This window comes from Photobacterium piscicola (assembly GCF_900166965.1).
GTDB classification, from domain to species: domain Bacteria; phylum Pseudomonadota; class Gammaproteobacteria; order Enterobacterales; family Vibrionaceae; genus Photobacterium; species Photobacterium piscicola.
The window spans coordinates 451,274-477,531 of record NZ_FUZI01000004.1 but is presented as its reverse complement, the minus strand read 5'-3'; the positions used below and the strand labels follow the sequence as shown (position 1 = coordinate 477,531).

The 26,258-nt window shown below is 40.7% G+C and carries 27 protein-coding genes; 7 read left to right on the top strand and 20 right to left on the bottom strand.

Features of this window, described 5'->3' with window-relative positions; all coding sequences use genetic code 11:
• The first annotated feature begins 110 nt into the window (after positions 1-110).
• Positions 111-737: a uracil phosphoribosyltransferase gene (gene upp / locus CZ809_RS13610; protein WP_061000219.1), complete on the top strand. Its 627-nt coding sequence runs from the start codon at positions 111-113 to the stop codon at positions 735-737.
• 93 nt (positions 738-830) lie between these two features.
• On the opposite strand, the gene CZ809_RS13605 is transcribed toward upp, so the two are convergent.
• Entirely contained in the window at positions 831-2,078 is a 1,248-nt protein-coding gene (locus tag CZ809_RS13605) for a uracil-xanthine permease family protein (RefSeq protein WP_080158137.1), read from the bottom strand.
• Positions 2,079-2,354: 276 nt separating this feature from the next.
• Here CZ809_RS13605 and CZ809_RS13600 point away from each other — a divergent pair, with 276 nt between their 5' ends.
• On the top strand, positions 2,355-3,512 hold the full coding sequence (locus tag CZ809_RS13600) for a DUF2066 domain-containing protein (protein ID WP_235865944.1): 1,158 nt from the start codon (positions 2,355-2,357) through the stop codon (positions 3,510-3,512).
• 96 nt (positions 3,513-3,608) lie between these two features.
• Here the strand turns inward: CZ809_RS13600 and CZ809_RS13595 are convergent, their stop codons facing one another.
• The 4 genes from CZ809_RS13595 to bepA are packed head-to-tail and all read right to left on the bottom strand — an operon-like array spanning position 3,609 to position 6,476.
• Entirely contained in the window at positions 3,609-4,031 is a 423-nt protein-coding gene (locus tag CZ809_RS13595) for a DUF2069 domain-containing protein (protein ID WP_080158135.1), read from the bottom strand.
• Positions 4,032-4,045: 14 nt separating this feature from the next.
• The gene (gene wrbA / locus CZ809_RS13590) at positions 4,046-4,627 is read right to left on the bottom strand and encodes an NAD(P)H:quinone oxidoreductase (protein WP_080158134.1); all 582 of its coding nucleotides are present in this window, start codon (positions 4,625-4,627) and stop codon (positions 4,046-4,048) included.
• Positions 4,627-4,983 (bottom strand): arsenate reductase (glutaredoxin), encoded by a 357-nt coding sequence (gene arsC / locus CZ809_RS13585; RefSeq protein WP_080158133.1) that lies wholly within the window; start codon positions 4,981-4,983, stop codon positions 4,627-4,629. The genes wrbA and arsC overlap by 1 nt, the downstream gene beginning before the upstream one ends.
• 29 nt (positions 4,984-5,012) lie before the next feature.
• Positions 5,013-6,476 (bottom strand): beta-barrel assembly-enhancing protease, encoded by a 1,464-nt coding sequence (bepA, locus tag CZ809_RS13580; RefSeq protein ID WP_080158132.1) that lies wholly within the window; start codon positions 6,474-6,476, stop codon positions 5,013-5,015.
• A gap of 163 nt (positions 6,477-6,639) precedes the next feature.
• Here bepA and CZ809_RS13575 point away from each other — a divergent pair, with 163 nt between their 5' ends.
• Both CZ809_RS13575 and CZ809_RS13570 read left to right on the top strand, forming a co-directional pair.
• The gene (locus CZ809_RS13575) at positions 6,640-6,894 is read left to right on the top strand and encodes a sulfurtransferase TusA family protein (protein WP_235865941.1); all 255 of its coding nucleotides are present in this window, start codon (positions 6,640-6,642) and stop codon (positions 6,892-6,894) included.
• Positions 6,895-6,899: 5 nt separating this feature from the next.
• Positions 6,900-7,970, top strand: coding sequence for an AI-2E family transporter (locus tag CZ809_RS13570; RefSeq protein ID WP_080158131.1), 1,071 nt, complete (start codon positions 6,900-6,902; stop codon positions 7,968-7,970).
• Between the two features lie 76 nt (positions 7,971-8,046).
• Here CZ809_RS13570 and bcp read toward each other — a convergent pair whose 3' ends face one another.
• On the bottom strand, positions 8,047-8,511 hold the full coding sequence (gene bcp, locus CZ809_RS13565; protein WP_080158130.1) for a thioredoxin-dependent thiol peroxidase: 465 nt from the start codon (positions 8,509-8,511) through the stop codon (positions 8,047-8,049).
• A gap of 76 nt (positions 8,512-8,587) precedes the next feature.
• A complete protein-coding gene (locus CZ809_RS13560; protein ID WP_080158129.1) occupies positions 8,588-9,124 on the bottom strand; it encodes an ACT domain-containing protein in 537 nt (178 codons plus the stop codon).
• Between the two features lie 359 nt (positions 9,125-9,483).
• Here CZ809_RS13560 and dapA point away from each other — a divergent pair, with 359 nt between their 5' ends.
• Together dapA and bamC are read left to right on the top strand one after the other, a co-directional pair.
• Positions 9,484-10,362 carry a 4-hydroxy-tetrahydrodipicolinate synthase gene (gene dapA, locus CZ809_RS13555; protein ID WP_080158128.1) on the top strand — a complete coding sequence of 293 codons (879 nt, stop codon included), beginning with the start codon at positions 9,484-9,486 and terminating at the stop codon, positions 10,360-10,362.
• A gap of 51 nt (positions 10,363-10,413) precedes the next feature.
• Positions 10,414-11,424 (top strand): outer membrane protein assembly factor BamC, encoded by a 1,011-nt coding sequence (bamC, locus tag CZ809_RS13550; protein ID WP_080158127.1) that lies wholly within the window; start codon positions 10,414-10,416, stop codon positions 11,422-11,424.
• Between the two features lie 86 nt (positions 11,425-11,510).
• On the opposite strand, the gene lipA is transcribed toward bamC, so the two are convergent.
• The 12 genes from lipA to leuS all read right to left on the bottom strand — a co-directional run bounded on the left by lipA (position 11,511) and on the right by leuS (position 24,644).
• Positions 11,511-12,482 carry a lipoyl synthase gene (gene lipA, locus CZ809_RS13545; protein ID WP_080158126.1) on the bottom strand — a complete coding sequence of 324 codons (972 nt, stop codon included), beginning with the start codon at positions 12,480-12,482 and terminating at the stop codon, positions 11,511-11,513.
• The gene (lipB, locus tag CZ809_RS13540; RefSeq protein ID WP_080158125.1) at positions 12,479-13,129 is read right to left on the bottom strand and encodes a lipoyl(octanoyl) transferase LipB; all 651 of its coding nucleotides are present in this window, start codon (positions 13,127-13,129) and stop codon (positions 12,479-12,481) included. The genes lipA and lipB overlap by 4 nt, the downstream gene beginning before the upstream one ends.
• Before the next feature lie 234 nt (positions 13,130-13,363).
• Positions 13,364-13,645, bottom strand: a complete 282-nt coding sequence (gene ybeD, locus CZ809_RS13535) for a DUF493 family protein YbeD (RefSeq protein WP_061000189.1) — start codon at positions 13,643-13,645, stop codon at positions 13,364-13,366.
• Positions 13,646-13,854: 209 nt separating this feature from the next.
• Entirely contained in the window at positions 13,855-15,027 is a 1,173-nt protein-coding gene (locus tag CZ809_RS13530) for a serine hydrolase (RefSeq protein ID WP_080158124.1), read from the bottom strand.
• Positions 15,028-15,256: 229 nt separating this feature from the next.
• Complete coding sequence (locus CZ809_RS13525) at positions 15,257-16,147, bottom strand: septal ring lytic transglycosylase RlpA family protein (protein ID WP_080158123.1); 891 nt, start codon at positions 16,145-16,147, stop codon at positions 15,257-15,259.
• Between the two features lie 3 nt (positions 16,148-16,150).
• On the bottom strand, positions 16,151-17,272 hold the full coding sequence (gene rodA, locus CZ809_RS13520; protein WP_080158122.1) for a rod shape-determining protein RodA: 1,122 nt from the start codon (positions 17,270-17,272) through the stop codon (positions 16,151-16,153).
• The gene (gene mrdA, locus CZ809_RS13515) at positions 17,272-19,227 is read right to left on the bottom strand and encodes a penicillin-binding protein 2 (RefSeq protein WP_080158121.1); all 1,956 of its coding nucleotides are present in this window, start codon (positions 19,225-19,227) and stop codon (positions 17,272-17,274) included. Before mrdA ends, rodA begins: the two co-directional genes overlap by 1 nt.
• A 6-nt stretch (positions 19,228-19,233) precedes the next feature.
• A complete protein-coding gene (gene rlmH / locus CZ809_RS13510) occupies positions 19,234-19,704 on the bottom strand; it encodes a 23S rRNA (pseudouridine(1915)-N(3))-methyltransferase RlmH (protein WP_061000179.1) in 471 nt (156 codons plus the stop codon).
• Positions 19,705-19,710: 6 nt separating this feature from the next.
• On the bottom strand, positions 19,711-20,028 hold the full coding sequence (rsfS, locus tag CZ809_RS13505) for a ribosome silencing factor (protein ID WP_080158120.1): 318 nt from the start codon (positions 20,026-20,028) through the stop codon (positions 19,711-19,713).
• Positions 20,029-20,250: 222 nt separating this feature from the next.
• Positions 20,251-21,279 (bottom strand): DNA polymerase III subunit delta, encoded by a 1,029-nt coding sequence (holA, locus tag CZ809_RS13500; protein ID WP_080158119.1) that lies wholly within the window; start codon positions 21,277-21,279, stop codon positions 20,251-20,253.
• Complete coding sequence (locus CZ809_RS13495; RefSeq protein WP_080158118.1) at positions 21,276-21,929, bottom strand: LPS-assembly lipoprotein LptE; 654 nt, start codon at positions 21,927-21,929, stop codon at positions 21,276-21,278. Before CZ809_RS13495 ends, holA begins: the two co-directional genes overlap by 4 nt.
• A 141-nt stretch (positions 21,930-22,070) precedes the next feature.
• Complete coding sequence (leuS, locus tag CZ809_RS13490; protein WP_080158117.1) at positions 22,071-24,644, bottom strand: leucine--tRNA ligase; 2,574 nt, start codon at positions 24,642-24,644, stop codon at positions 22,071-22,073.
• A gap of 169 nt (positions 24,645-24,813) precedes the next feature.
• Between leuS and CZ809_RS13485 the strand changes: the two genes are divergently transcribed.
• The gene (locus tag CZ809_RS13485) at positions 24,814-25,383 is read left to right on the top strand and encodes a zinc ribbon-containing protein (protein ID WP_080158116.1); all 570 of its coding nucleotides are present in this window, start codon (positions 24,814-24,816) and stop codon (positions 25,381-25,383) included.
• An 84-nt stretch (positions 25,384-25,467) separates the two neighbouring features.
• On the opposite strand, the gene CZ809_RS13480 is transcribed toward CZ809_RS13485, so the two are convergent.
• A complete protein-coding gene (locus tag CZ809_RS13480; protein WP_080158115.1) occupies positions 25,468-26,220 on the bottom strand; it encodes a lipid-binding SYLF domain-containing protein in 753 nt (250 codons plus the stop codon).
• Positions 26,221-26,258: the final 38 nt, after the last annotated feature.

Here is a 26,258-nt window from a genome sequence, read left to right as displayed (position 1 = left end):
GCAATTAAATTTTAATCAATTACGCATTTGAGACTATCGGCAATCGATTGGCTTGGTATATAATGCTGCGATTTTTTTATTTTTTTATAATTTAGTTCCCAGGAGTCGAGATGAAAGTCGTTGAGGTGAAACACCCACTGGTTAAACATAAGATTGGTCTTATGCGTGAAGGTGATATTAGCACTAAGCGTTTTCGTGAATTGGCCACCGAAGTTGGCAGCCTACTAACGTATGAAGCGACTTCAGACTTCGAAACAGAAAAAGTGATGATTGAAGGCTGGAATGGCCCAGTAGAAATCGATCAACTAAAAGGTAAAAAAGTGACTGTAGTGCCAATTCTTCGTGCGGGTTTAGGCATGATGGACGGTGTATTAGAGCATATGCCAAGTGCACGTATTAGTGTTGTTGGTATCTACCGTGATGAAGAAACACTAGAGCCTGTACCTTACTTTAATAAATTAGCCTCAAACATTGATGAGCGTATTGCACTTGTTGTTGATCCAATGCTAGCAACTGGCGGTTCAATGATTGCAACGCTTGATCTATTAAAAGAACATGGTTGTACTCAATTTAAGGTATTGGTACTTGTTGCGGCACCTGAAGGTATTGCAGCACTAGAAAAAGCACACCCAGATGTAGAGCTATACACTGCGGCTATTGATGAGAAGCTAAATGACAAGGGATATATTGTTCCTGGTCTTGGCGATGCTGGTGATAAAATCTTTGGTACTAAATAATTTTAGTCTTGATTATCGCTGATATAAAAAAACCGGACTGATATGTCCGGTTTTTTATTTAGGGTAATAAATTATAAATAATAACGACAGTCATTACAGATGTTCAGTATCTTCCACTTGCATACTGGTTGCATCTTCACCTAAATCATGCGGTAAAATCAGGTTTAATAAAATAGCGACTATGCCACAAAGGCTAATGCCTTGAAGACTAAATTCACCAATACCAAATGCCATGCCACCAATACCAAAGACAAGTGTTACTGCAACAATAACTAAGTTTCTTGGTTTATGAAGATTAACTTGATGAGTAATTAAAGTATTAAGACCAACCGTTGCGATTGAGCCAAATAATAAAATCATAATACCGCCCATCACAGGCACTGGAATTGTTTGCAATATAGCGCCCAGTTTTCCGACAAACGCTAATACAATGGCCGTAACCGCTGCCCATGTCATAATCACAGGATTAAAGGCTTTGGTTAACATAACGGCACCAGTCACTTCTGAATAGGTTGTGTTTGGTGGTGCGCCCATTAATGATGCTGCAATCGTTGCTATACCATCACCAGCCATTGTACGGTGAAGCCCGGGCTTTTTAAGATAATCTTTACCGGTTACGTTGGATATTGCGAGCATATCACCGACATGTTCTACCGCCGGTGCAATCGCTACGGGAATCATAAACAGCACGGCATTAAGATTAAATTCTGGAAAAGTGAAATTTGGCATTGCCAGCCAACTTGCTTGAATAACTGGTGTGAAATCAACAACGCCAAAGCCAAGGCTGGTAATGTAACCGGCTGTGATACCTCCGACAATTGGTACTAATTTTAAAATCCCTTTAGCAAACACACTTAAACTGATTGTTACAATCAGAGAAATAGCAGAAATCCATAATGCAACATCATGAGCGACAAGCTGTACGTCACCGCCACCCGTTTTACCTACCGCCATATTGACAGCAGCAGGAGCTAAGCCTAGACCAATTACCATGATGACCGGGCCCACAACAACGGGAGGTAATAGACGGTGTATAAAGCCGACCCCTCTAATTTTAATAATGCATCCCATAATGACATACACGACACCTGCCATCATTAATCCGCCCATAGTGCTTGCAACGCCCCATGTTTGAATGCCATACATCATTGGAGCAATAAAGGCGAAAGATGAGGCTAAAAAAATGGGAACAGAACGTTTAGTGACGATCTGAAATAATAGTGTGCCAGCACCTGCGCCAAATAAGGCAACATTAGGATCAAGTCCAGTTAATAACGGAACCAGAACTAATGCTCCAAATGCTACAAATAACATTTGCGCACCTTGAAGAACCTGCATCATGATATTCATCTCTGAGTAAAAAAAAATCGCGTGATCCTAGCATGGAAGCAAACGATAACCTAGATGAATGAAAGATAAAAAATGCTCATGATTGTGTGAATTTAGAACGAATGGCGTTTTCTTTGCATGGGAAGAGTTATTAGGCAGTTTAAAATGTGAGTTATAGAATCATATTCTCGAATTTGTCGAGTGAATTATTCACACTCTGCGCTATGATACGGCACCAATGGTGAAACCTGTTGTCTGCTTTAATAGGTCTATTTTTTTGAGTTAACCATGAGTCTTACTATGTTGCGATTTGCATTATTATTTTTAGCCGTATTGGCTTTGCCAGTACAAGCTGCGACGGTGAATGATCTTTATCAAACCCAAGTTACTTTGATTGGGAATGATCAACAAGCAGATCAAGCTGCTCGCGAACAAGGATTAGCGAATGTGTTGGTGAAAATATCAGGTAATACTGATGTTCTTGATAACGCAGCAATTAAAACCGCGATTACTAACAGTGGTCACTATATTAGTCAGTTTGGTTACAGCCAAGTGAATGGTCAGCGGGCCATTGATTTAAGTTTTGATAAACACCAAATTAAGCAATTGCTGATTAAATCAAAAGCAAGTATTTGGAAAGATCAACGTCCAAATATTTTAGTATGGATGGTTGATAGCGATGGTCAACAACGTAATATTTTGTGGGATCAATCAACTAATGGGTTGGTGAACGACACCAAACAAGCGGCGGACAGTCGAGGTTTACCATTAACGTTCCCTGTTGGTGACATGACTGATGCAACAGCGGTCAATGCGTCAGATTTATGGGGTGATTTTATTGATCCTATTGCCTCTGCTAGCGCACATTATAATGCTGATGGATTATTGCTGGTTAAAGCACAACAACAGCCTGACGGAAATGTTAGCTTAAATTGGCAGTTTTACCCACAACAGCCAAGCAAAATAGCAACGACAGAGACACAGCCGATTAGTGGCACAACATCGGGTACATTAGCGCAGACGTCAACTAAGATGATTAATCAAGTGACTGATTATCTAGCTAAGAAATATGCCGTTGTTTTAGGTGGCGCAGCGGGGGGGAATATTAATATTGAAGTTGATAATATTCACTCAACAGAAAACTTTTTTGCATTAGAAAAAATGCTCAATGGTTTAACGACAGTGCACAGCGCGAATGCCATGAGAATTAAAGGCAATAGTGTTATTTTTCAATTGAATCTTCAAGGTTCTGAGCAGGCGTTCCATCAAGAAATTAGCCACGATGATCAAATTCGTCAAATTCAATCTGGTGTAGCTTTTGCGGCTGACCCTGCGGTATCAACACCAGTAACAGCAACTTCGACAGCGGCAACTACACCGTCTTCTGTGCCTGCAGTGAGCGTATTAACAGTAACACCACAAAATATTTATTATTGGAATAGCTGATAGCGTCGCATTATAACAATAGCGTGATCGTTAAATCTAAGCCTCGGTAATGATACCGAGGCTTTTTTTGATATTTTTAGCGGTGACGGCAGTTAATTAATCGTTATAACGGGTTCGCTCTTCACGTTCAACTAGTGATAATCGTTTTAATTTTATGCCTAGCTCTTTAGCGCGTAAACGTGCAAACAGAATGTTACTAATAAAGCAAACACTAACAATAATCAACTCGATGATAGCTAATCCTTGTTCTCCATCATTGAGGGTGATAAGCGTAACGGCATGCAGAACATAAAACAGTAAAATAAAATTTGCCCACGCATGGGTATACGGTTTTGCTGCTAGCATTCCGAGTAAGGGGAATAATAAGGGGATGACCCATAATGCGGTAATGATGAGGGCTGATAATTGAGGATGAGGCGATAACAATAATTGCCATAGGCCAATAAAAATAATCAAACTACAATGACTGAATAATGCAGTTTGACGACAGAAATAGGTCAATCGTTGCATTTTGGGCATGAAGATTCCTTTTCTTAGCCGTTTAATTTACATGCTGTGGTTGCTAAACGCCGTCCAATGGCTTGAGCAAGTGCTATTTCATCTGGGTGTAATTGTTTATTTGTGCCGTTATTAACATGCGATGCGCCATAAGGTGTACCGCCATGGTGCGTTGTATGTAATAACGGTTCAGAGTAGGGAATACCAACAATTAGCATTCCATGATGTAACAACGGTAACATCATAGATTGTAGCGTTGTTTCTTGTCCCCCGTGTAATGATGACGATGAGGTAAACACACAGGCAGGCTTACTAATTAATGTACCTGATAGCCATTCAGCACTGGTACTGTCTAAAAAGTGCTTGAGTGGCGCTGCCATATTGCCAAATCTAACCGGACTTCCCATCGCCATGGCTGCACATTGTTTGAGATCATCATGACTGACAATGGGGTCGGACGCTGTTGTTAGCTGTGATGTGGCTGCTGTTGAAATGTCAGCCACGGTTCTTAGTACTGCTTCACAATCTGTTATTTGCTCAATACCACGGCCAATATGACGTGCTAATTGACGCGTATTGCCATGAAGACTGTAATAGAGCACTAAGATTTTAGTCATTATAAAATACTCAATACATGCTCAGGTGGACGGCCCATTGCCGCTTTATCATTGTCATTGTTAACCACAATCGGACGTTCAAGTAATTTAGGGCATGACACTATTGCTTCAAATAAAGTGTGATCCGTGAGTGTTTCCACATCGAGTTGTTGTTCTTTATATTGTTGTTCTTTAGTACGCATCATTTTACGGACATTGTTATAGCCAAGTTGGCGGTAAAGCTGTTGAAGTTGTTCAATTGTCAGTGGTGTATCTAAGTAATGAATTACTGTGGGAGTGATACCTTGCTCTGTCAGTATGGCTAATGTTTCGCGGCTTTTTGAACAACGTGGATTGTGATAAATAGTGATGGTCATAATAAATTCCTTATAAATAAAAAGAGCCACTAAAAAGAAGAACGTAAAGCTTCAAATTTGGCTTGTTGAAGGCGAAGTTGATCCAATCGTGCATCATAACGTGCTTGATCAAGAGAGCCTAGTTTTGCTCGTTGCGCCGCTTGAGTGTAGTTGCTAACTGCTAGCCCCCATTGAGCACGTAATGCTGCTAATTCTCCCATCGCCGCTAATTCACCATCTCGTTGATTCTGTTTAGCATAATTTTGCGCTAATAATGCCCAGCCATTAATATCATTGGGATGTTGATAGCTATAGCGGTTCAATATTTTAATGCTTTGTTGATAACGTTGAGCTTCAAATAAGGCATTAGCTAAATTTAACTGTAATACGCTACTTTCTGGTTGATATTGTAAGGCACTTTCTAAACGGTTTATCGCTTTGTCATAGTGTTTTTGGTAGAGATTTAAATCTGTAACGGCATCTATGTAAAAAGCATTATTTGGCTCAGCTGCAAGGAGTGGCAATAATAATTGCTGGGCTTTAGCGTATTGACCACTATCAAGATAAACCAATCCTTTACCATAGTTCAGTTCTTTACGTTGATTAACTGGCGTCTTTTTAAGTTCAGCGTTAAACCAGTTTAAGGCTGATGTTTGGCTAAAACCGACATAGCGAGCCACCATTCGTGATTTTGCTAATAGGTAGCGTTCTGAAGGCGGTAATCTTACCACTGAATAGTTATTAGCACGTAAGCGACTGTCAGTTATACGTGATTCAGGTAATGGGTGGCTGAGTAACATTGCTGGTAGTTTAGTGGTATAGCGGTATTGTTCAGCTAACCGTTCAAAAAAATGTGGCATGGCTTGTGGATTAAATCCAGCCTTAGCGAGGGTGGATATACCAATGCGATCTGCTTCTTTTTCATTACTACGGGTGTGATTTAACATGCCTTGCATTGAGATGGCAGTGGTTGCATGGAGTGCTGCTATTCCTGCTTCTGGTGCTGCAATTGTTAATAGTAGCGAGCCTAGCATTGCTGCCATTGTTGCTGGATTTTTTTTCGCTTGATCTTCTAATGAACGTGCAAGGTGACGTTGGGTGACGTGAGCAATTTCATGTGCGATAACTGAGGCGAGTTCACTTTCAGTTTTGGCATGTAAAAATAATCCTGAGTGAATACCAATATTGCCACCAAAGAGTGCGAAGGCATTGATCTCATAATTTTTAATTAAGAAAAAATTAAATGGGGTTTTAACACCGTCAGCATTAGCGGCTAATTTATGCCCAAGATCTTGAATATATTCTGATAATACGGGGTCATTAATAATAGGACGACTGGCACGCATCATACGCATGTACATCTCACCATATTCAATTTCTTTATCAATAGTGAGGGTTGATGCTGCTGTGGTACCAATATCAGGCAAAGAGGCATTATTCGCTATAGCTGGCAAGCTTGTTGTTAGCAAGGCTGACAGTAAGAGATAAGTTGGTGCTTTAGCAAATTGGAACATATAAGTAATACAACCACCATGTCGATTAATATGGGATAACGGGGTAATTATCGATAACCTTCTGCGTTGTTATGACAGCGAATTTTAGCTTAGGTTCGCTATTGTTATATTTCGTCTTGTGGTTATCTCGCTTATTCCTTGCGGTTAAGGTTACAATACGATAATGGATAATCACTGTCACGCAATTGGAATGGAAATCCTAACACTTGATCTCATGGCTCACCGTTGTCCATTAGCATTATTGATGGTAAAGCGAGAATGTCGCGATTTATTGTCGACCCAGAAACTTGAAATTAAGGTTTTAGCCGACGGCACTCAAATGGATATTATTCGTTATTTAAAAAACAATGGATTTATTCTTGATATACAGGCTGAAAATACCTATCAGCTGGTTATTATTGTGAAAAAAGGACTGTAATTTTCATGCTGCATATGTTTAAAAATTGGTATCAGCGCCGATTCTCTGATCCTCATGCTGTGAGTTTAATGATCATTTTAGCCGGTGCTTTTTTAACCTTGTATTTCTTTGGTGGGTTAATCACGCCATTGTTGGTTGCGATTGTGTTAGCGTATCTGCTTGAATCACCTGTTGCTCGCCTTACTCAATGGGGCTTACCGCGAACAATTTCCGTTGCTATCGTGCTGATTATCTTTGCTGGATTAATGGTATTGGCTTTATTTGGTTTAGTACCCACTATCTGGCATCAAATTACCAATTTAAGTGCTGATGTACCAAAAATGTTTAATGATTTACAGGTTTATGTCTCAAGTTTACCTGAACGTTATCCTGATTTTGTACAGCCACACCAAGTGACAGTATTAACCGATACTTTACGTGAAAAAGTATTAGCCGTTGGTGGCAGTGTCGTTAAAGGATCTCTTTCTTCATTAGTGAGCTTAGCTACTCTTGGTGTCTATTTGATTTTAGTGCCATTATTAATCTTCTTTTTATTGAAAGATAAAGACACGATTTTACGTTCATTTATTGACGTTTTACCGAGTAATCGTCGTTTAGCGAGTAAAGTGAGTGCTGAGATGAATCAGCAAATCTCTAATTATATTCGTGGCAAAGTGATTGAAATTTTTATTGTTGGTATCGCCAGTTATATCGTGTTTATGGTGATGGGGCTTCAATATGCAGCCTTACTTGGTGTGTTAGTCGGCTTATCCGTTTTAATTCCTTATATCGGTGCCGCTGCCGTTACAATACCTGTTGCGATGGTTGGTTTATTCCAATGGGGATGGACACCTGAGTTCTGGTGGTTACTTGCAGCATACGGTATTGTTCAAGCATTAGATGGTAATGTTTTAGTCCCCGTGCTGTTTTCTGAGGCGGTTAATTTACACCCTGTGGCAATTATAGTTGCAGTGTTGGTGTTTGGTGGTCTGTGGGGATTCTGGGGCGTCTTCTTTGCGATTCCATTAGCAACTTTAGTCAAAGCTGTGTGGGGCGCATTAGTAATGAAAGAAACTGTCCCACCAGTGAGTTATTAAAACGGCTTGATACAAATAATCATCAATAAAAAAGGCCTTGATTGGCCTTTTTTATTTAAGGAGCGTTATAACAATATTACTGATTAAGGTAATCCAACACTACTTGATGATGATCTTTGGTTTTAAATTTATTAAATACGTGCTCAATTTTGCCATGCTCATCAATTAAGAAGCTGATGCGGTGCAAACCATCGTACACTTTACCCATGAACTTTTTCTCACCCCAAACACCAAATTGATCAGCCACTGCATGATCTTCATCTGATAATAAGGTGAAATTAAGATTGTCTCGTTCAATAAATTTAGGTAACCGCTTAACGGGATCAATACTGATGCCTAAAACAACCACGTTATGTGCATCGAGTTCGGCTTTGCTATCACGTAAGCCACAAGCTTGAACCGTACAGCCAGGTGTCATTGCTTTAGGATAGAAATAAGCCAATACTTTCTTACCCGCAAAGTCACGTAAACTGATGGGCTGGTTATCTTGGTTAAGTAAGGTAAAAGCGGGGGCGAGCATTCCCGGTGTTAATGTATTCATGCAGCGGTCCTTATTAATAAGTTATAAACACAAATTTAAATGTGTTGTTATGGTGGACTGTTGAAAGAGAATAATATCAGTGATGACCTATAAAGTTGACTGTGCCGTGAGCATTGAGCTGCTTACAGAGTGCTTCATATTCTTCTTGTAGACTCATTAAATTACAATCTTCAGGTAAATTAGTACTGATTTGAAGGACTAATTTATTGTCGATATCATCATGGCCATTTTCAATCGTATTGGCACTCAGGGTTGAAATATCAATCTTGCGACTCGCAATAAAATGCGTGAAATGCTTAATCAACCCTGGGCTATCTTTTGCTTCAATATGAAAATCAGCCGTGTATGGAAAGAAACGAGAAATATGTTTATTGGTGCGTTTCATTACCGTGATTAAGTCGTGTTCTTGGCCTTTAAGGGGCAATGTAGACTCGATTCTTGAGATCGCATTGCTATTGCCTGAAAGTAACATAATCAGGGTGAATTCTGAGCCAAAAAGAGCAATTCGACTATCAATGATATTACAGCCACTGTTTGCGACAAGATGGGTGATCTCATCGGTGATACCTGGGCGGTCAGTACCTACAGCTGTTATTACGAGGTAATGTTCCATATTTAGCGCCATATTTTCGTGATCATTACTAGCATGTTAGCACAGACTCATTATTCCAATGAGTGCAATTCACCATCAATAATCACAAAATTTTTTATTATAATTGTAGGGTTAACAATAATAATGACTCAAAAAAAACATTTTTAGGGATAAGATACGTAAAACATTGCTGATGGGCTTAACATGAATACGATAAAGCGCGTCAGTTAACGGTTTTCAGTCACCCTTTGCTTGAGTTTATAGCCATGCAAAAGTACCATGACTTATTAACTAGCTATATACCGTAACCATTTTTAATGATTGGTTGTTAATGTTGTTAGTTTAGAATTGTTACGATATATAAAACAGGGGAGACAGACATGTTTTCAGGAAGCATGGTAGCACTATTAACACCATTTGATCCTTCAGGCGAAGTTGATTATATCGGCCTTAAGAAATTGGTCGATTACCACATTGCAGCAGGTACAACTGCAATTATTGCCGTGGGAACAACAGGTGAATCAACAACACTAACGGTTGACGAACACATTAAAGTTGTTTTAAAAACATTAGAGTATGTTGATGGGCGTATTCCTGTTATTGCAGGTACGGGTGCAAATGCAACCCATGAAGCAATAACCATTACTAAACTGTTTTCTGGTACGGGAATTGCTGCCTGTTTAAGTGTGACACCATACTATAATAAACCAACCCAAGAAGGTTTATACCAACACTATAAAGCCATTGCTGAATCGACGGATATACCACAAATCTTATATAATGTACCGGGTCGTACTGCGGTTGATTTATTGCCTGAAACTGTTGCTCGTTTAGCAAAACTTGACAACATTATTGGTATTAAAGACGCAACAGGTGATATTACTCGCGTTAAAAAAACACGGGAACTTTGTGGCGCAGATTTTATCCAACTAAGCGGTGATGATGCAACTGCGGTTGATTTTGTTGCTGAAGGTGGTCATGGCGTTATTTCTGTTACTGCAAATATTGTTGCAGCAGAAATGGCGACAATGTTTAACCTTGCTTTAGAAGGTAACATTGATGCGGCTCAAGAGATCAATCAACGTTTAATGCCGTTACACACCAAACTGTTTGTTGAAGCTAACCCTATTCCCGTTAAGTGGGCTGCTCATCAAATGGGGTTAATTGAACACGATAACTTACGACTTCCGCTTACTGTTTTAAGCGAATCACAGCAGCCTGTTGTTAAACAAGCACTTATTGATGCTAACGTATTATAATACGTAGTTATTCATTCGTGGTTGTAACAATCTAGGAGCGCAGGAGCATAAATGAATTATAAATACCGGCTAGCATTAGCCGCCGTCGTAGTGACAACGATCACCGCATGTTCTAGTGGTACGGATAGTCGTCGACAGGCAGCGCAAGATTTTAATTATCTTAATACGCCATCGCTTGAGAGTTGGACGTTGCCGGCAGGGGCTCAACCCTTTAGTAATACTAACTATGCGATCCCGCAACAGGTTTATAAAGGCGAAGTGGGCACTAAGGTTGATATTCGTCCACCACTACAAGTGCTAGAATTGATTCCAGGAGTCACTTCTGCGATTGATCAGCAAGGCGTAACCTTGTTTATGCCATCGTCAAATGATCTGATGAAGATCTGGCGTGTGACACAAAAGCTGATCACAGATAATAATGTCGGTATTATAAAACAAAGCGCTGATCGTATTGATACTGATTGGGTTTCTTGGACTAATGATGACGAAGATACCAAGATCAGTAGCCGTTACACGATAGAAAAAACGCCTAACATTAATAGCTACCGTATTACGCTAACTGATTGGCGTGAAAATGGTGATGTGAAACCAGTTAGTACAGATAATAAGCGTCGCTACAGCATTTTAATGACCAATTTAGTGATGTCTAAGTACGACAATATGGCTCGTGAGCAAGCGCGTTTAGCGGCAGCTGAGCAATTGAAAAACATTCCAGTAGTAATGGGAACCGATCGTAGTGGTTTACCGATTATTATTGCGCGTGCGTCGTATGAAGATATGTGGGAACGCTTACCTGCAATGCTACAACAGTTAGGCTTTACTATTGAAGATCGTAATCGTTCACAAGGTCTAATTGAAGTTAAATACCGTCAACCTGATGATGCGTTTTGGACTCAGTTAGGTACGAAGCCGATGAATTTAACCAATGACAAATATCGTATTTTAGTTGGTGATCTAGGTAATCGTACATCATTGAACATTACTGATAACGAAGGTAAGCCAGTAACAGTTTCTGTATTAGATTCTATTGCTCCTGTATTTGGCGCTGCTTTTGCTAAATAATTAACCTTGTGGTTTAGTTGTTAAAAAACCGCTTTAGTGCAGACTAAAGCGGTTTTTTTATGGAAATTAATGAACGAATTAATTCATTATTTAATTTCGACACCTTGAGCTTGTAAGTCGGCATGGTAAGACGAACGTACAAATGGACCACAAGCCGCATGTGTAAAACCAAGATCAAGTGCAATTTGTTTTAGCTCGTCAAACTCTTCAGGCGGCACGTAACGTTCAACCGGTAAGTGATGACGACTTGGTGCAAGGTATTGACCAAGGGTTAGCATAGTAACGCCATGAGCGCGCAAATCTTTTAGAACTTGAATTATTTCTTCTTTGGTTTCACCCAGTCCCATCATAACGCCTGATTTTGTTGGTACTGTTGGGTGAATTTCTTTAAATTTCTTTAATAAATCCAATGACCATTGATAGTTTGCTCCAGGACGTGCCTTACGGTATAAGCGTGGTGCAGTTTCTAGGTTATGGTTAAATACATCTGGCGCTGTATCTTGAAAAATATCCAGTGCGCGATCCATACGACCACGGAAATCAGGCACTAGGGTTTCAATATGAATTTGTGGGCTTTTAGCTCTAATGGCATTAATACAATCAACAAAATGTTGTGCGCCACCATCACGAAGATCATCACGGTCTACAGATGTTACAACCACATAGCGTAATTTCATATCCGCAATGGTTTGAGCTAAATGACTTGGCTCTTCAGCATTAGGTGCTAATGGACGACCATGGGCAACATCACAAAACGGGCAACGGCGTGTACAAATGGCACCTAAAATCATAAAGGTAGCGGTGCCATGGTTAAAACACTCAGCCAAATTTGGGCATGATGCTTCTTCACAAACAGAATGCAGGTTATTTTTGCGTAGGGCTGATTTTATTTCTTGAATGCGCTTACTGTCAGATGGCAGTTTTATTTTCATCCATGAAGGCTTACGTAACACGTCTTTGGGTGCTTCTTCTTGGGCTACATTACGTACCGGAATTAATGCCATTTTATCTGCATCACGGTATTTAACGCCTTGTTCAATTTTAATTGGTTTGCTCATAGTTGATTGCTTTCCGTCATCCACTCGACTTGTGAGTAGTCGAGTAATTTTGTTAATTCTTCAATGAGTACCGGCTGAACTTCCATCAGTTCACTCGGGCCGTTTAATGATGCTGTTTGCGTCATTTCCATTCCAGCGTAGCCACAAGGGTTGATACGTTGGAATGGGGCCAAATCCATATTTATATTAAGTGCCAGACCATGAAAAGAGCAGCCGCGTCTGATGCGTAATCCTAATGAACATATCTTGCGATTGTCGACATAGACACCAGGTGCATCAGGGCGAGCATTAGATGTAATCCCAAATTGAGATAGTGTATTTATAATTGTGTTTTCGATGTGGCTGACTAGGTCACGAACACTGAGTTTTTTTCTGCGTAAGTTAATCAATATATAAGCAACTTGCTGACCTGGACCATGATATGTCACCTGACCTCCACGATCACTTTGGACGACGGGAATTTCACCTGTGTTGAGTAGATGTTCTTCCTTGCCAGCTTGACCTTGAGTAAAGACGGGGTGATGTTCAACCAACCATACTTCATCGACTGAGTTATCAGTGCGGTCATTGGTGAATTGATGCATAGCATCAAAGGTGGTTTGGTAATCACAACGGCCCATATTTCTAATAATAAGAGATTTTTGCAAATTTGTGCCTATTTATTGATATAACGCAAAGCGCCATTTACTGGCTGTGAACCAGACCATTATACCTAAACTGTTCAAAGATGCATGATTAACCCGTTATTCAGGGCTTATTAATAGTTTTAAGAGTTATGTGGTGAAGTGAAAATAGAGGAAAAATAGCAAGAAATGCGTAAAAAGAAGGAGGGGGGATAAAAAAGAATGGCGACTTATAAGAAGCCGCCATCTGACTTGCTATTATAGAACAACACGCACGATATCGATCGCGCCAAGTTCTTTATATAGTGTTTCAATCTGTTCAATATTAGTAGCATTAACCGTTACAGAGACTGCGGTATAAGTCCCTTTACTGCTTGGCTTTGTCGTTGGAACGTAATCACCAGGGATTGTTTTTTGAATAACTTCAACAACACGATCAGCCAATTCTGGCTTATTCTCACCCATAACTTTAAAGGCAAAGCTACAAGGGAATTCAAGTAGATCTTTAAGTTTTGGTTGCTCTTTATTTAAATCTTGCATAATAGAACTCCAAGGTTCAGGTTTCTCTGGCTTTACACCGTGGTATAGATCACAAATCACGGTAATATGCAGGCATCTTAATGCGTCAGTAGTTGGAAAACAAGGTTGTGATTATCTTGGTTATTGGAAAATGTGTATGCAAGCTTGAAAAGCAAAAGAAGCCGCCATTGGCCGCTTCTTTTATGAGTGTTTTTGCTTGCAATTAAGCTTTAGAACCAGCTTTGTACCAGCATTGTTACATAATCAACTAAGCGGCTAAAAAAGTTGCCTTGTTTTACTTCAGTAAGTGCCACTAAAGGGTATTGAGCAATATCAGTATCACCTAGACGGTAATAAAGCGTACCCATTACTTCGCCTTTTTGAATTGGCGCTTTTAATTCTTTAGTTAACACGAAGCTTGCTTTTAAATCTTTTGCTTGGCTACGTGGAATCGTAACGTAAGTATTTTCATTAACACCAAGATCGACTTTATCTGTATCACCCATCCAGACTTTTTCAGTCACAAATGTTTGATCTTTCTTATATGGCGTTAAGGTTGTGAAGAAACGGAAACCATAGGTTAATAGTTTCTTACTTTCAGCAAGACGCGCATGTTTACTTGCTGTTCCCATTACCACTGAAATAAGACGCATGTTGCCTTCAGTGGCAGTACTTACCAAACTGTAACCTGCATTATTAGTATGGCCTGTTTTTAGACCATCAACGTGCATGCTTTGATCCCACAATAAACCATTACGGTTGTATTGCGTGATACCGTTATAAGTAAATGATTTTTCATCGTAGATCTTAAATTCATTGGGTAAATCATGAATAAGCGCACGTGTAAGAATAGAAAGATCATAAGGGGTTGTGTACAAGTCTGGATTATCTAAACCGTGAACATTAGTAAAGTGAGTCGATTTCATCTTCAGATTTTTTGCCCAGCTATTCATTAATTCAACGAATGCTTGCTGTGAACCTGCAACATGTTCAGCCATTGCAACACAGGCATCATTACCTGAATCAACAATAATACCGCGGTTAAGATCAGATACTTTTACGGTTTTACCCACTTCTAAGAACATCTTAGAAGAGCCAGGGAAGTTCTTCGCCCAAGCATTTTTACTGATAACGACATTATCGTTGGGAGAGATATTGCCATTTTTAATTTCTTGACCAATCACATAGCTGGTCATGATTTTTGTTAGGCTTGCAGGCGCTAATTTTTCATTTTGGTTATGACCAGCAATGATTTTGCCTGAGTTGTAGTCAATAAGAACATAACCTTTAGCCGCAATTTGTGGAGCTTCAGGTACTACTGCTGGTGATGCAGCAACAGTAGCTGAAGCCAGCAGAGTGGCGGAGATGGCTACAGAACGGAAAAGCACAGCTGTTTTCTTCATGATATATTTAACTTTAATTAATCTGTGGCTAAAAAGTGGGCTCACTATAACAGATAACACATTGGCAATCAGTGCCTGAACGGAAGTTTCCAAAGTTCTGACATTAGGGGATTAAGCTCAACATTGAGGCTATTGTTATAGGGTGAGGCCATAAAAAGCCTATAGTTTTATGATTTTAATAACAAACTATAGGCAATAAGTATGATTTCAAAATAACAATAAGGTTCAGTTATCGTTTTTCAGTGATCATGAATGCTTGCGGATAATGTTTATTCTTCACCTGAGCGAGCAATAAATCAGCATCTTTATGATCTAAAAATGGCCCTAATCGAATACGGAAAACAGCTCGGTTCGCAATTTTTTCAATATCAACACTGGTGCTGTAGCGTTTTTTTACTTCACGTTGCATCTGATCCGCTTTTTGTTGGGTATTCACCGCGGCTAATTGAATAAAATATTGAATTGGAATTGGCGCTTTCTTAATTTCGGCAGTGGTTGATGGCTTCGGAATGGTAAGCACTTCAATTTTTACCGGAGCAGTACCATAGCTGATCACGCCTAATTTAGAAGCGGCTGCCATACTTAAATCAATAATACGGCCATCATGGAATGGACCGCGATCGTTCACGCGAACAATTACTGATTTATGATTTAAGGTATTTGTGACACGGACAAAGCTTGGTAATGGCAGAGTTTTGTGTGCGGCTGTCATCGCAAACATATTATACACTTCACCATTGGCTGTTTTATGGCCATGGAATTTTTCGCCATACCATGAAGCAAATCCAGTTTCGGTATACCCTTTAGGATTTTTAATAATATGGTAGCGTTTACCGCGTAAAGTGTAGTCTTTATTACCACCTCGACTATAAGCTTCGTAATGAGGGGTGACTAATTTTACTTTTGAAAAATCAGGTATGACTGTCGGTGCGCGATCATCCTTAAGAGAATAGCGTCCAGCGTTAGGATCATCAGTGTTTGGTTTGGTGACTTTGACGATTTTAATCACTTTAACAGGTTTAGCGGTTGTATCCGGTTTTGTTTGTGGCTGTTGAGTTTGTTCAGGCGAAGAACTACACCCAGCAAGGATTAGGAAAAAAACTACAAATAGTGAACGCATTTATTAGGTCGCCTTAGACAACATTTTTCTATGAGTGTGGATAGACATCAGAATACCAAAACCAGCCATGAGAGTAACCATTGAGGTACCACCATAACTGACTAAGGGAAGAGGAACACCTACAACAGGTAATAGTCCACTTACCATTCCGATATTAACAAAAATATAAACAAAAAAACTAAGTACAATACTGCCTGCCATCATACGCCCAAACGCGGTCTGAGCACGGCTTGCAAGTAATAATCCTCGCCCCAATACAAACAGATACATTGCGAGTAAACCGATAACACCGGCTAATCCCCATTCTTCGGCGATCACCGCAAAAATGAAGTCAGTATTACGTTCAGGAACAAATTCTAATTGTGATTGAGTACCATGAAGCCAGCCTTTACCAGTGATTCCTCCTGAACCAATAGCTATTTTTGATTGGATTATATGGTATCCCGCTCCTAAAGGATCAGATTCGGGATTAAATAAGGTCATTACGCGAGTACGTTGGTAGTCATGCATTAGGAAGAACCATAACACAGGAATAAAGGCACCGAGTAATACCAATGCACCAATTATCACTCGCCAGCTAATTCCTGACAGAAACAGAACAAATATCCCTGATGCGGCAATCAAAATTGAAGTGCCAAGGTCAGGTTGTTTGGCAATTAAAATCGTTGGTGTGAAAATTAATACCAGTGCAACAAAAATATGGGTAAACGTGGGCGGGAGCGGACGGTTACCAATAAACCGTGCCACCATTAATGGCACTGCAAGTTTGATTAATTCTGATGGTTGAAATCGAATAAAGCCTAAGTTAAGCCAGCGTTGTGCGCCTTTAGATACTTCACCAAAAGAAAGTACGCTAATGAGCAGTATCAGTCCAAGACCAAATAAATAAGGGGCCCATGCTTCATAACGGCGTGGTGCAATTTGGGCAAGAACAAACATGACGCCAAGTGACAGCAGCATTCGCATTGCTTGGCGTTCCATCATCGGCATGCTTTGACCACTGGCACTGTACATGATCACCAATGAGAAACTCATGATGGCTAATAATCCCAATAGCAAGGGGATATCAATATGTAAGCGGTCACTTAGACTTGGCTTTGACCCTGTTGTTGCCATGATGCTCATTAACGTACTTCCGCAGTAGCTTGTGTTGGTGCCGCTAATTGTAAAGGAACCGTGGCTGGTGGCTCTATCAGCATATGGTCAAATATTTGTCGAGCTATTGGACCACCATTACTTGAGCCACCGCCGGCATTTTCTAATACCATTGAGACCACCACTTGCGGTTTATCAAACGGTGCAAATGCAGTAAATAGGGCGTGGTCACGTAAATGCTCTTCTAACTCATCAGCGTTATATTTTTGGTTTTCAGCTAAACCAAACACCTGTGCTGATCCTGATTTACCCCCTGCTTGATAAGGAGTGTTGTAAAAGGCTTTACGCGCAGTACCTCGGTGACCATAAAGGACACGGTGCATACCTTCTCGCGCAATTTCCCATGTTTTAGGATCTACACCTGTGATAGGTGGAAAGTTTTCAAATTTAGCCGGTGCTTCGACTTTATCATCAATAATATTTTTCAGCAGGTGCGGACGATGCACGACACCGCTATTTACTAGCACTGATGTGGCTTTGGCTATTTGTAATGGTGTTGCCGTCCAATAACCTTGACCGATACCAACAGGAATCGTATCACCTTGATACCATGGGCGTTTGTGGCGTGTTTGTTTCCATTCACGGGTTGGCATATTGGCTCTACTTTCTTCGTGAATATCAATGCCTGTGTATTCGCCATAACCAAATTTATTCATCCAGGTTGAAAGACGATCAATACCCAGATCGTAAGCAACTTGATAGAAGTAAGTATCTACTGACTCTTCAATTGCTTTGTAAATATTGACACGCCCATGTCCCCAACGTAACCAGTCACGGAATTTACGGCTGGTTGAATTAGGGATTTGCCACCAACCGGGATCGTTACGGGTGGTATTGGGTGTGATCACCCCTTCGGTTAATGCGGCAACGGCAATCAGTGGCTTGACCGTTGATGCGGGTGGATAAATACCCAGCGTAACGCGGTTCACCAATGGACGATCTGGATTATTGAGCAAGGCGTTGTATTTTTTACTTGAGATACCGCGAACAAACAAATTTGGATCGTAGCTAGGGCTTGATACCATGGCTAAAATTGCATCATCTTTAGGGTCTAATACAACAATTGAGCCACGTTTATGTTTAATGATCTCTTTGCCTGTAACAGGATCAACTTTATGCTCAATAAGTAAGTTCTGAACATATTGCTGAAGTTTAATATCAATGTTGATCTTGATATCTTTACCTGGAATAGGCGGAATATATTTAAGGGTACGAATAACACGACCGCGGCTGTTGACTTCAACTTCTTGATAGCCAGAGGTACCATGTAATAGTTCTTCGTAGTAACGCTCGATACCGAGTTTACCCATGTCGCGGGTTGCTTTGTAATTACTTAACTTACCTTCTTTATCCAGCTTTTTAAGGTCACGATCGTTAATTTTAGCAACATAACCTAAAACGTGGGTGAGGGTATCACCGTAAGGATAATAGCGTTTTAAGTGTGCTTTTACTTCTACACCAGGCAAGCGATGCTGATTAACAGAAAACAGTGCAACTTGCTTTTCATTGAGGTGATCAAGAATAGGCACAGACTTAAAGCGGCGAGTACGACGGCGCTCTTTTTGGAAGTTGGCAATATCTTCGTCAGTGATGCCCATGATCTGTTTAAGATCGGCAAAAGTCTGATCGAGTTCAGAGACTTTTTCTAGGGTGATCTCAAGACTATAAATGGGTCTGTTTTCCGCTAAGATCACGCCATTACGGTCGTAAATTAGGCCGCGATTAGGGGTGACAGGGACAATTTTAATACGATTATCATTTGAGCGGGTTTGATAGTCCTGATGTTGCTCAACCTGAATATGGAACAGATTAAACAGCAGCAGGCCTACAAGTATTGCGATACCAATAAATGAGACAAGAGCTCGACGAAAAAATAATGCCGACTCAGCGCGATGGTCGCGGATCTGGGTTCGCTTTTGTCTCATTTATGATTATTCCCTGTGGTACGGATGGTTAGCCGTGACACTCCATGCACGGTATAAGCTTTCTGCCATTACCACGCGCACCAATGGGTGTGGTAAAGTCAATGGTGATAATGACCAGCTTTGTTCTGCCGCTGCTTTACATGCAGGAGAAAGTCCTTCAGGTCCGCCGATCAAAATTGATACATCGCGTCCGTCTAGTTTCCATGCATCCAATTGTTGTGCCAATTGTCCTGTATCCCAGCGTTTACCGGGAATATCCAGAGTAACAATTCGGTTGCCCTTAGCAACTGCAGCTAACATGGCTTCGCCTTCTTTTTGTAGAATGCGAGGAATATCAGCGTTTTTGCCACGCTTTCCCGCTGAAATTTCAATCAATTCCAGAGGCATATCTTTTGGGAAGCGGCGGCTATATTCTTTATAGCCTTCCTCAACCCATTTTGGCATTTTAGTACCAACAGCAATCAGTTGAAGCTTCATGGTCAATTAGCTCCAAAGCTTCTCCAGTTGGTAAAGCTCACGAGCATCTTCTTGCATGATATGAAGCATAACGTCGCCCATATCAACAATAACCCATTGACCTTCTTTTTCGCCACTGATGCCGAATGGAGGAAAATCAATTAATTTAGATTCTTTGTTGATGTGATCAGCAACAGATGCAACGTGACGGTTAGATGTACCAGTACAGATAACCATAAAATCAGTGATGCTTGATTTACCGCGGACATCGATAGTTACGATATCTTGTGCTTTAATGTCGTCAATTTTATCAACAATGAAATCGTGTAGTTCTTGAACCTGCAAAGGGATTCCCTCACTTGAGTGTTAGTATAGTAGTGGCCGAATGACGCTATAACTAGCATCTATAATGTCAAATAGACATACTGACCATGAATTGTGCCGCAGTATACCATGCTCTTATCAGACAGCGATAAGCGGACAAGGTTCAGACGGTATTTTTTCGCATGTTTGTTGAGTGATTTGCTTCAAACTGGCAAAAAGTCGCAATTTTGACCTGTATTGATATTAATCTCGTGGTTGTAAGTGGGTTGGAATACCGCACATCTCTGCACATAAGCAACTCAAGGCCGACCATGGTTGGGTGTCATAGTCGGTTTTGACTTGAATTTCTACTAACGTTAGTTGATGAATAATCGTTACTAAGGTTGTTAGAGACAGTCGATGTAACGCCCCAATATACATTTCACGGCGGTTTTGCCACACTCTAAATTGTTCAAAGATGAGATTGAGTGGCGTACCTTTTTTACCCATTTCTTGCATTTTATACAGTTGAGTTAATTCTCGCTGTAATGTTCGCAATAAAATAGTCGCTTCAACACCTTCCGCTTGTAATTGACGCAATATGCGTTGGCTTCGTTTCGCTTGCCCAGCTAATAAAGCATCAATTAATTGAAATGGCGTGTAGTGATTATGGCGACTTAATGCTTCTTGTAATCGTACGATGGTGAGAATGCCATCGGGATACAATAGTACTAATTTATGTAAACTTTGCGATAGCGCCAGTAAATTACCCTCATGCCATTGCGCGAGCATTTGTACCGATTCGTGATCGGGCTTTAAACCTAATAACTGACAACGACCTTGAATAAAACGCGGCATTTGACGTGGGTCTGGTGTATTGCAAGGCACATATAGGCCGATATTATCCAGCGCTTTAAACCATTTGGTGCTTTCTTGTTTTTTATTGATTCTAGGACCGGTAAGGATCAATAAAATATCAGGATTTAGCGCCGTTATCACTTCGAGTAATGCTTTAGATTGATTGGCATTTAATCCAGTTTCAGCAATTTCAAGCTCGATAATTTGTTGTGCTGAAAATAAGCTCATGGCATTGCAGCAATCTAATACTGCATTCCAATCAAGACTATTATCGATAGTAAAACTATGTCGTTCAAGAAAGCCTTGTTGATGGGCGATATGCTTTATGTTATCGCTCGCTTCTTGTTTTAATAATAGTTCATTACCAAACAACAAATAAGCCTGACGCAGACCTTTTGTTAGCTGCTGCGTCAGTTGTTCAGGATAGACTCTCATTGGGCGTTATTATCTTGTTTTTTATGTATTATCGCAGGTGTTGTGGTGATAGTGGTTGTACTACCATCTTTAATCGATACTTTTTGATTATGCAATATTTGGTCTAATTCAGCGTTGAGTTTGTCTTCTTCCATTTTATTAAACACTGTGGTCAGACGCGCCAGTTTACGCATGATTTGTTGTGCTGCTTGTTCACGCATCACATTGACTAATTCATCACGTTCTACTGATTTTGCAAGTGCTGAAAGTGGGTTATCTAGGAAAGTACGGGTGACTTTAGTACTAAACTGTTCAATGCCTTGATTAGGAATTGTCACAGTGTAGTTAACCGTTAACGTTAAATCGTATTCTGCTTTACCGTTATTTTGATATAGCGATAACGTACTGTCGCCAGTTGATTCACTGGTGATATTAAGATTTGGTACGGTTGCTGCTGGTTTTACTTCTTCAATACCATGCAGTTTAAATTGGTATTTTACCATACGGGTTAATTGGCCGTAGGGGTCAAAACTGGTTAACGATAGCTTGGCAATGCCTTCTGGTAGCATGTAGTTACCACGAAGATGAAAGCCGCAAGAAGCTGTTGTAAGCGCGAGAAGAGTGATGATAAGTAGTCGAGTTAGGCTGTTGGCCGAGAAAAAACTTTTCACGAAAGTCAGCTCCTTGAAAGAAAAGAAGGTGCGCTGGGCGCAAAATTAAATATGACCATAATTATAAAGATCCCCGCAGAAGCGGGGATCTTTAAGGCACTTGTCTTTATTAGGCTTGCTAACAAAGCAAAGTAACCTTGATTAGTTTGCTACGATGTTTAGCAGTTTACCTGGTACATAAATAACTTTACGTACTGTGTTGCCATCAGTGAAGCGAGTTACGCCATCATCAGCCATTGCTAACGCTTCTACCTGCTCTTTGGTTGCGTCTGCCGCTACCGTTAATTTAGCACGTAGTTTACCGTTAACTTGTACAATGATCAGTTTTTCATCTTCAACTAATGCTGCTGCATCAGCTTGTGGCCATACTGCATGGTCAATGTCTGTTTGACCCAGTGCTTGCCACATTTCAAAACAGATATGCGGTGTCATTGGGTAAAGCATAGTAACAATAGCTTTTAGTGCTTCATCAAGAATAGCACGATCTTGTGCTGATTCTTGTGGCGCTTTCGCTAACTTGTTCATTAATTCCATGATTGCAGCAATGGCGGTATTGAATGTCTGACGACGACCAATATCATCACTTACTTTAGCAATGGTTTTATGAATGTCACGGCGAAGTGCTTTTTGATTGCTGTTTAGTGCTGCTGTATCTACTGATTCAGCTTCACCTTTTTCAGCATGCTCACGCACAAGTTTCCATACACGTTTAAGGAAGCGGTTTGCACCTTCAACGCCAGATTCTTGCCATTCCAGCGTCATATCAGCCGGTGATGCGAACATCATAAATAGACGTACGGTATCTGCACCGTATTTGTCTACCATTTCTTGTGGGTCGATACCGTTGTTTTTAGACTTAGACATTTTGATCATGCCTGAGTGTTCAACATTATGGCCTTTAGAATCAACTGCTGTTGTGATACGGCCTTTGCCATCACGTTCAACCGTTACATCTGTTGGCGCAACCCACTCTTTACCACCTTTATCTGTGGTGTAGAAGAACGCATCTGCTAATACCATGCCTTGACATAGTAGTTGCTTAAACGGTTCGTCAGAGGTTACGTAACCTGCATCACGTAGCAATTTGTGGAAGAAACGTGAGTACAATAGGTGCATACAAGCGTGTTCAATACCACCAACATATTGATCAACAGGTAGCCAGTAATTCGCCTTCGCAGGATCTAGAATATCATCTGCTTGTGGTGAACAGTAACGTGCGTAGTACCAAGATGACTCCATGAAGGTGTCAAAGGTATCTGTTTCACGTAGTGCTGGTTCGCCGTTAAAGGTGGTTTTAGCCCACTCTAGATCTGCTTTAATAGGGCTTGTTACGCCATCCATTACCACGTCTTCTGGAAGAATAACCGGTAGTTGATCGGCAGCAACAGGATGTACTTGACCATCTTCAGTCGTTACCATTGGGATTGGTGCACCCCAGTAACGCTGACGTGAAACACCCCAGTCACGAAGACGGAAGTTAACCGTCTTCTTGCCTTTACCTTCCGTTTCAAGTTTTGCTGCAATGGCATCAAACGCTTGTTGGAAGTTTAGGCCGTCAAATTCACCAGAATTAAACAACATACCTTTGTCAGTGAATGCAGCTTCAGAGATATCAAATTCGCTACCGTCTTCTGGCTTAATAACTGCCATGATGTCGATGTTGTATTTGGTTGCAAATTCAAAGTCACGTTGATCATGAGCTGGAACCGCCATTACAGCACCTGTGCCGTAATCCATTAATACGAAGTTAGCAACGTAGACAGGTACTTCACGACCATCTAATGGGTGGATAGCAGTAAAGCCGGTATCCATGCCTTTCTTTTCCATTGTTGCCAGTTCAGCTTCAGCAACTTTGGTGTTACGGCACTCATCGATAAATGTTGCTAGGGCTGGGTTGTTCTCAGCCGCTTTTGCAGCCAGAGGGTGACCTGCTGCAATGCTAACAAATGTCACACCCATTAGGGTATCTGGACGGGTTGTGTAAACTTCTAAATCGTTTTGACCTTTAACGTTAAACGTTAATTCAACACCTTCAGAACGGCCGATCCAGTTACGCTGCATGGTTTTCACCATTTCAGGCCAACCATCAAGGGTATCAAGATCGTCAAGTAGCTCTTGTGCGTACTCAGTAATTTTAATGAACCACTGTGGAATCTCTTTTTGTTCAACAGGGGTATCACAACGCCAGCAACAACCGTCTTCTACTTGCTCATTCGCAAGTACAGTTTGGTCGTTAGGACACCAGTTCACAGAAGATGTCTTCTTGTAAACTAGGCCTTTGTTATACAGTTTAGTGAAGAACTCTTGTTCCCAACGGTAGTACTCAGGAGTACAGGTTGCGAATTCACGGCTCCAATCGTAACCAAAACCTAATAGTTTAAGTTGGTTCTTCATGTACTCGATGTTTTCGTATGTCCAAGGCGCAGGTGCAGTGTTATTTTTTACTGCTGCGTTCTCTGCTGGCAGGCCAAATGCATCCCAACCAATTGGCTGCATAACATTTTTGCCTTGTAAGCGCTGGTAGCGAGAGATAACATCACCGATAGTGTAGTTACGCACGTGACCCATGTGCAAGCGACCACTTGGGTACGGGAACATGGAGAGACAGTAGAATTTTTCTTTATTAGGGTCTTCACTAACAACAAAGGTCTTATTGTTATCCCAATGTTCTTGAACTTTTTGTTCAATGTCCTGTGGACGATATTGTTCTTGCATCGATGACATCCAGAATTTTGTGAGTTTAATACAAACACATTCATTGTAATCGACATAGGATAACCAAAGGTAAAGGTGTCAACAATAGCTGATAGCGATTCGGCGACCTTAATCTTACATTTGGCCGTAATTACGTAATTATTTCGCACATTGGCGGAGGATTAATCCCATGACTAAGCAACAAAAGCATTATGAAGCAGTATTAGAAAAAGTAACTGAAGCGCTTAAGCATAGTCCAGAAGAGCTAAAGAAGTTTTTTAGAATAACTGAGCTTTACGGTAAAGCTGCCAGTGATATGACCAAAGATGAGCTTGCATTGATCGAAGCGTACATCAAAAGTGATCTTAAAACGACCGAGCTTTATGGTAAAGCGGCCAGCGATATGACTAAAGATGAATTGTCATTAGTTGAAGCTTATGTCAAAAGCGATCTAAAAACTTTTACGGAAGAAGTGAAAAATAGCTCAGAGCCTTTCAGTGAAAGTCCATTTTATAAGTTAGTCAGTGAAAGTATTTGGAAAAATTTAGCAGAGATCACAGATAAAACACAATTAGAGTGGATTGAAGTGATGGATGATATTCAGCATAAAGGTGTTTATCAGGCGGGTGAGCTTGTTGGTTTGGGTAATCTTGTGTGTGAACAATGTGGCCATACAGAAATGATCACTCATGTAACGCGCATTGCACCATGTGTGAAGTGTGGCTGCAAGCATTTCACGCGTTTGCCTTTAAATCCATAACTAACTCGAAACGTTATTTTAAAATGAACTAAAACGCAGCCATATAGGGCTGCGTTTTTTATTGCTCAAGACCTAGCTATTTAATTAATAGTCTGGTTTTTCAATGATATCAACGACAACAGCAGAGTTTGCCGGTTTAATCGTATCGGCTGGCTTTTGCATCGGTTGTGATCGTTGTGGTTGAGGCACAGTAGGTGACTGCTTATATTCCTTGTTAAATGTTGGCAGAACATCATTGTAGCCTTTGATCTGGCGAGTTGCGGCTGTCATTGGCTCGTAAGTGAACTTTTGACCTGCTAATGATGCTTCAATCATCGCGCCACCTTTAGCGCGGGTGAAGATAGCAACACCATTAATGTAGCTTTGGGTCATGTAGTCACTACCGGCATTCATTCCTGCACCTGCGGTACCTATTTTAGCTGAGGCACCTTCTGTTAAGGCAACCGCTGACGCTTGAGCATCTAATTCTAATCCACCATCAATAAAACGATCGTAAGCGCGTTTATCTTGGAAGAATAAAATTTCACTAAAGGCTTGGCCACCAAATTGGAGTCCGATAGACACTTGATAAAGCTTAGCAAATCCCATTGCTTGATTGGCTTTAAATACTACGCCAGAACCATAAGCACCACCAATCCAAAAGCCCCCTTTACCTACCGATGGAAACACGGCATACCCATAAGCAGAATGGAAAAAAGGTTGTGTTTGTGGGGATTTGTAAAAAAGAGCTAATGCGTCTTTGGTGTCATTTTGTTGTTCTTGAGCAAGTGCTTGTGTTGAGATTATCAACATTAATAATGAACACAAAGTTGTAAAAATTTTATGTGTCGTTTTCATCTATCGTTCCTTATCTCGCCGCGGGTGGTTAATGTCTG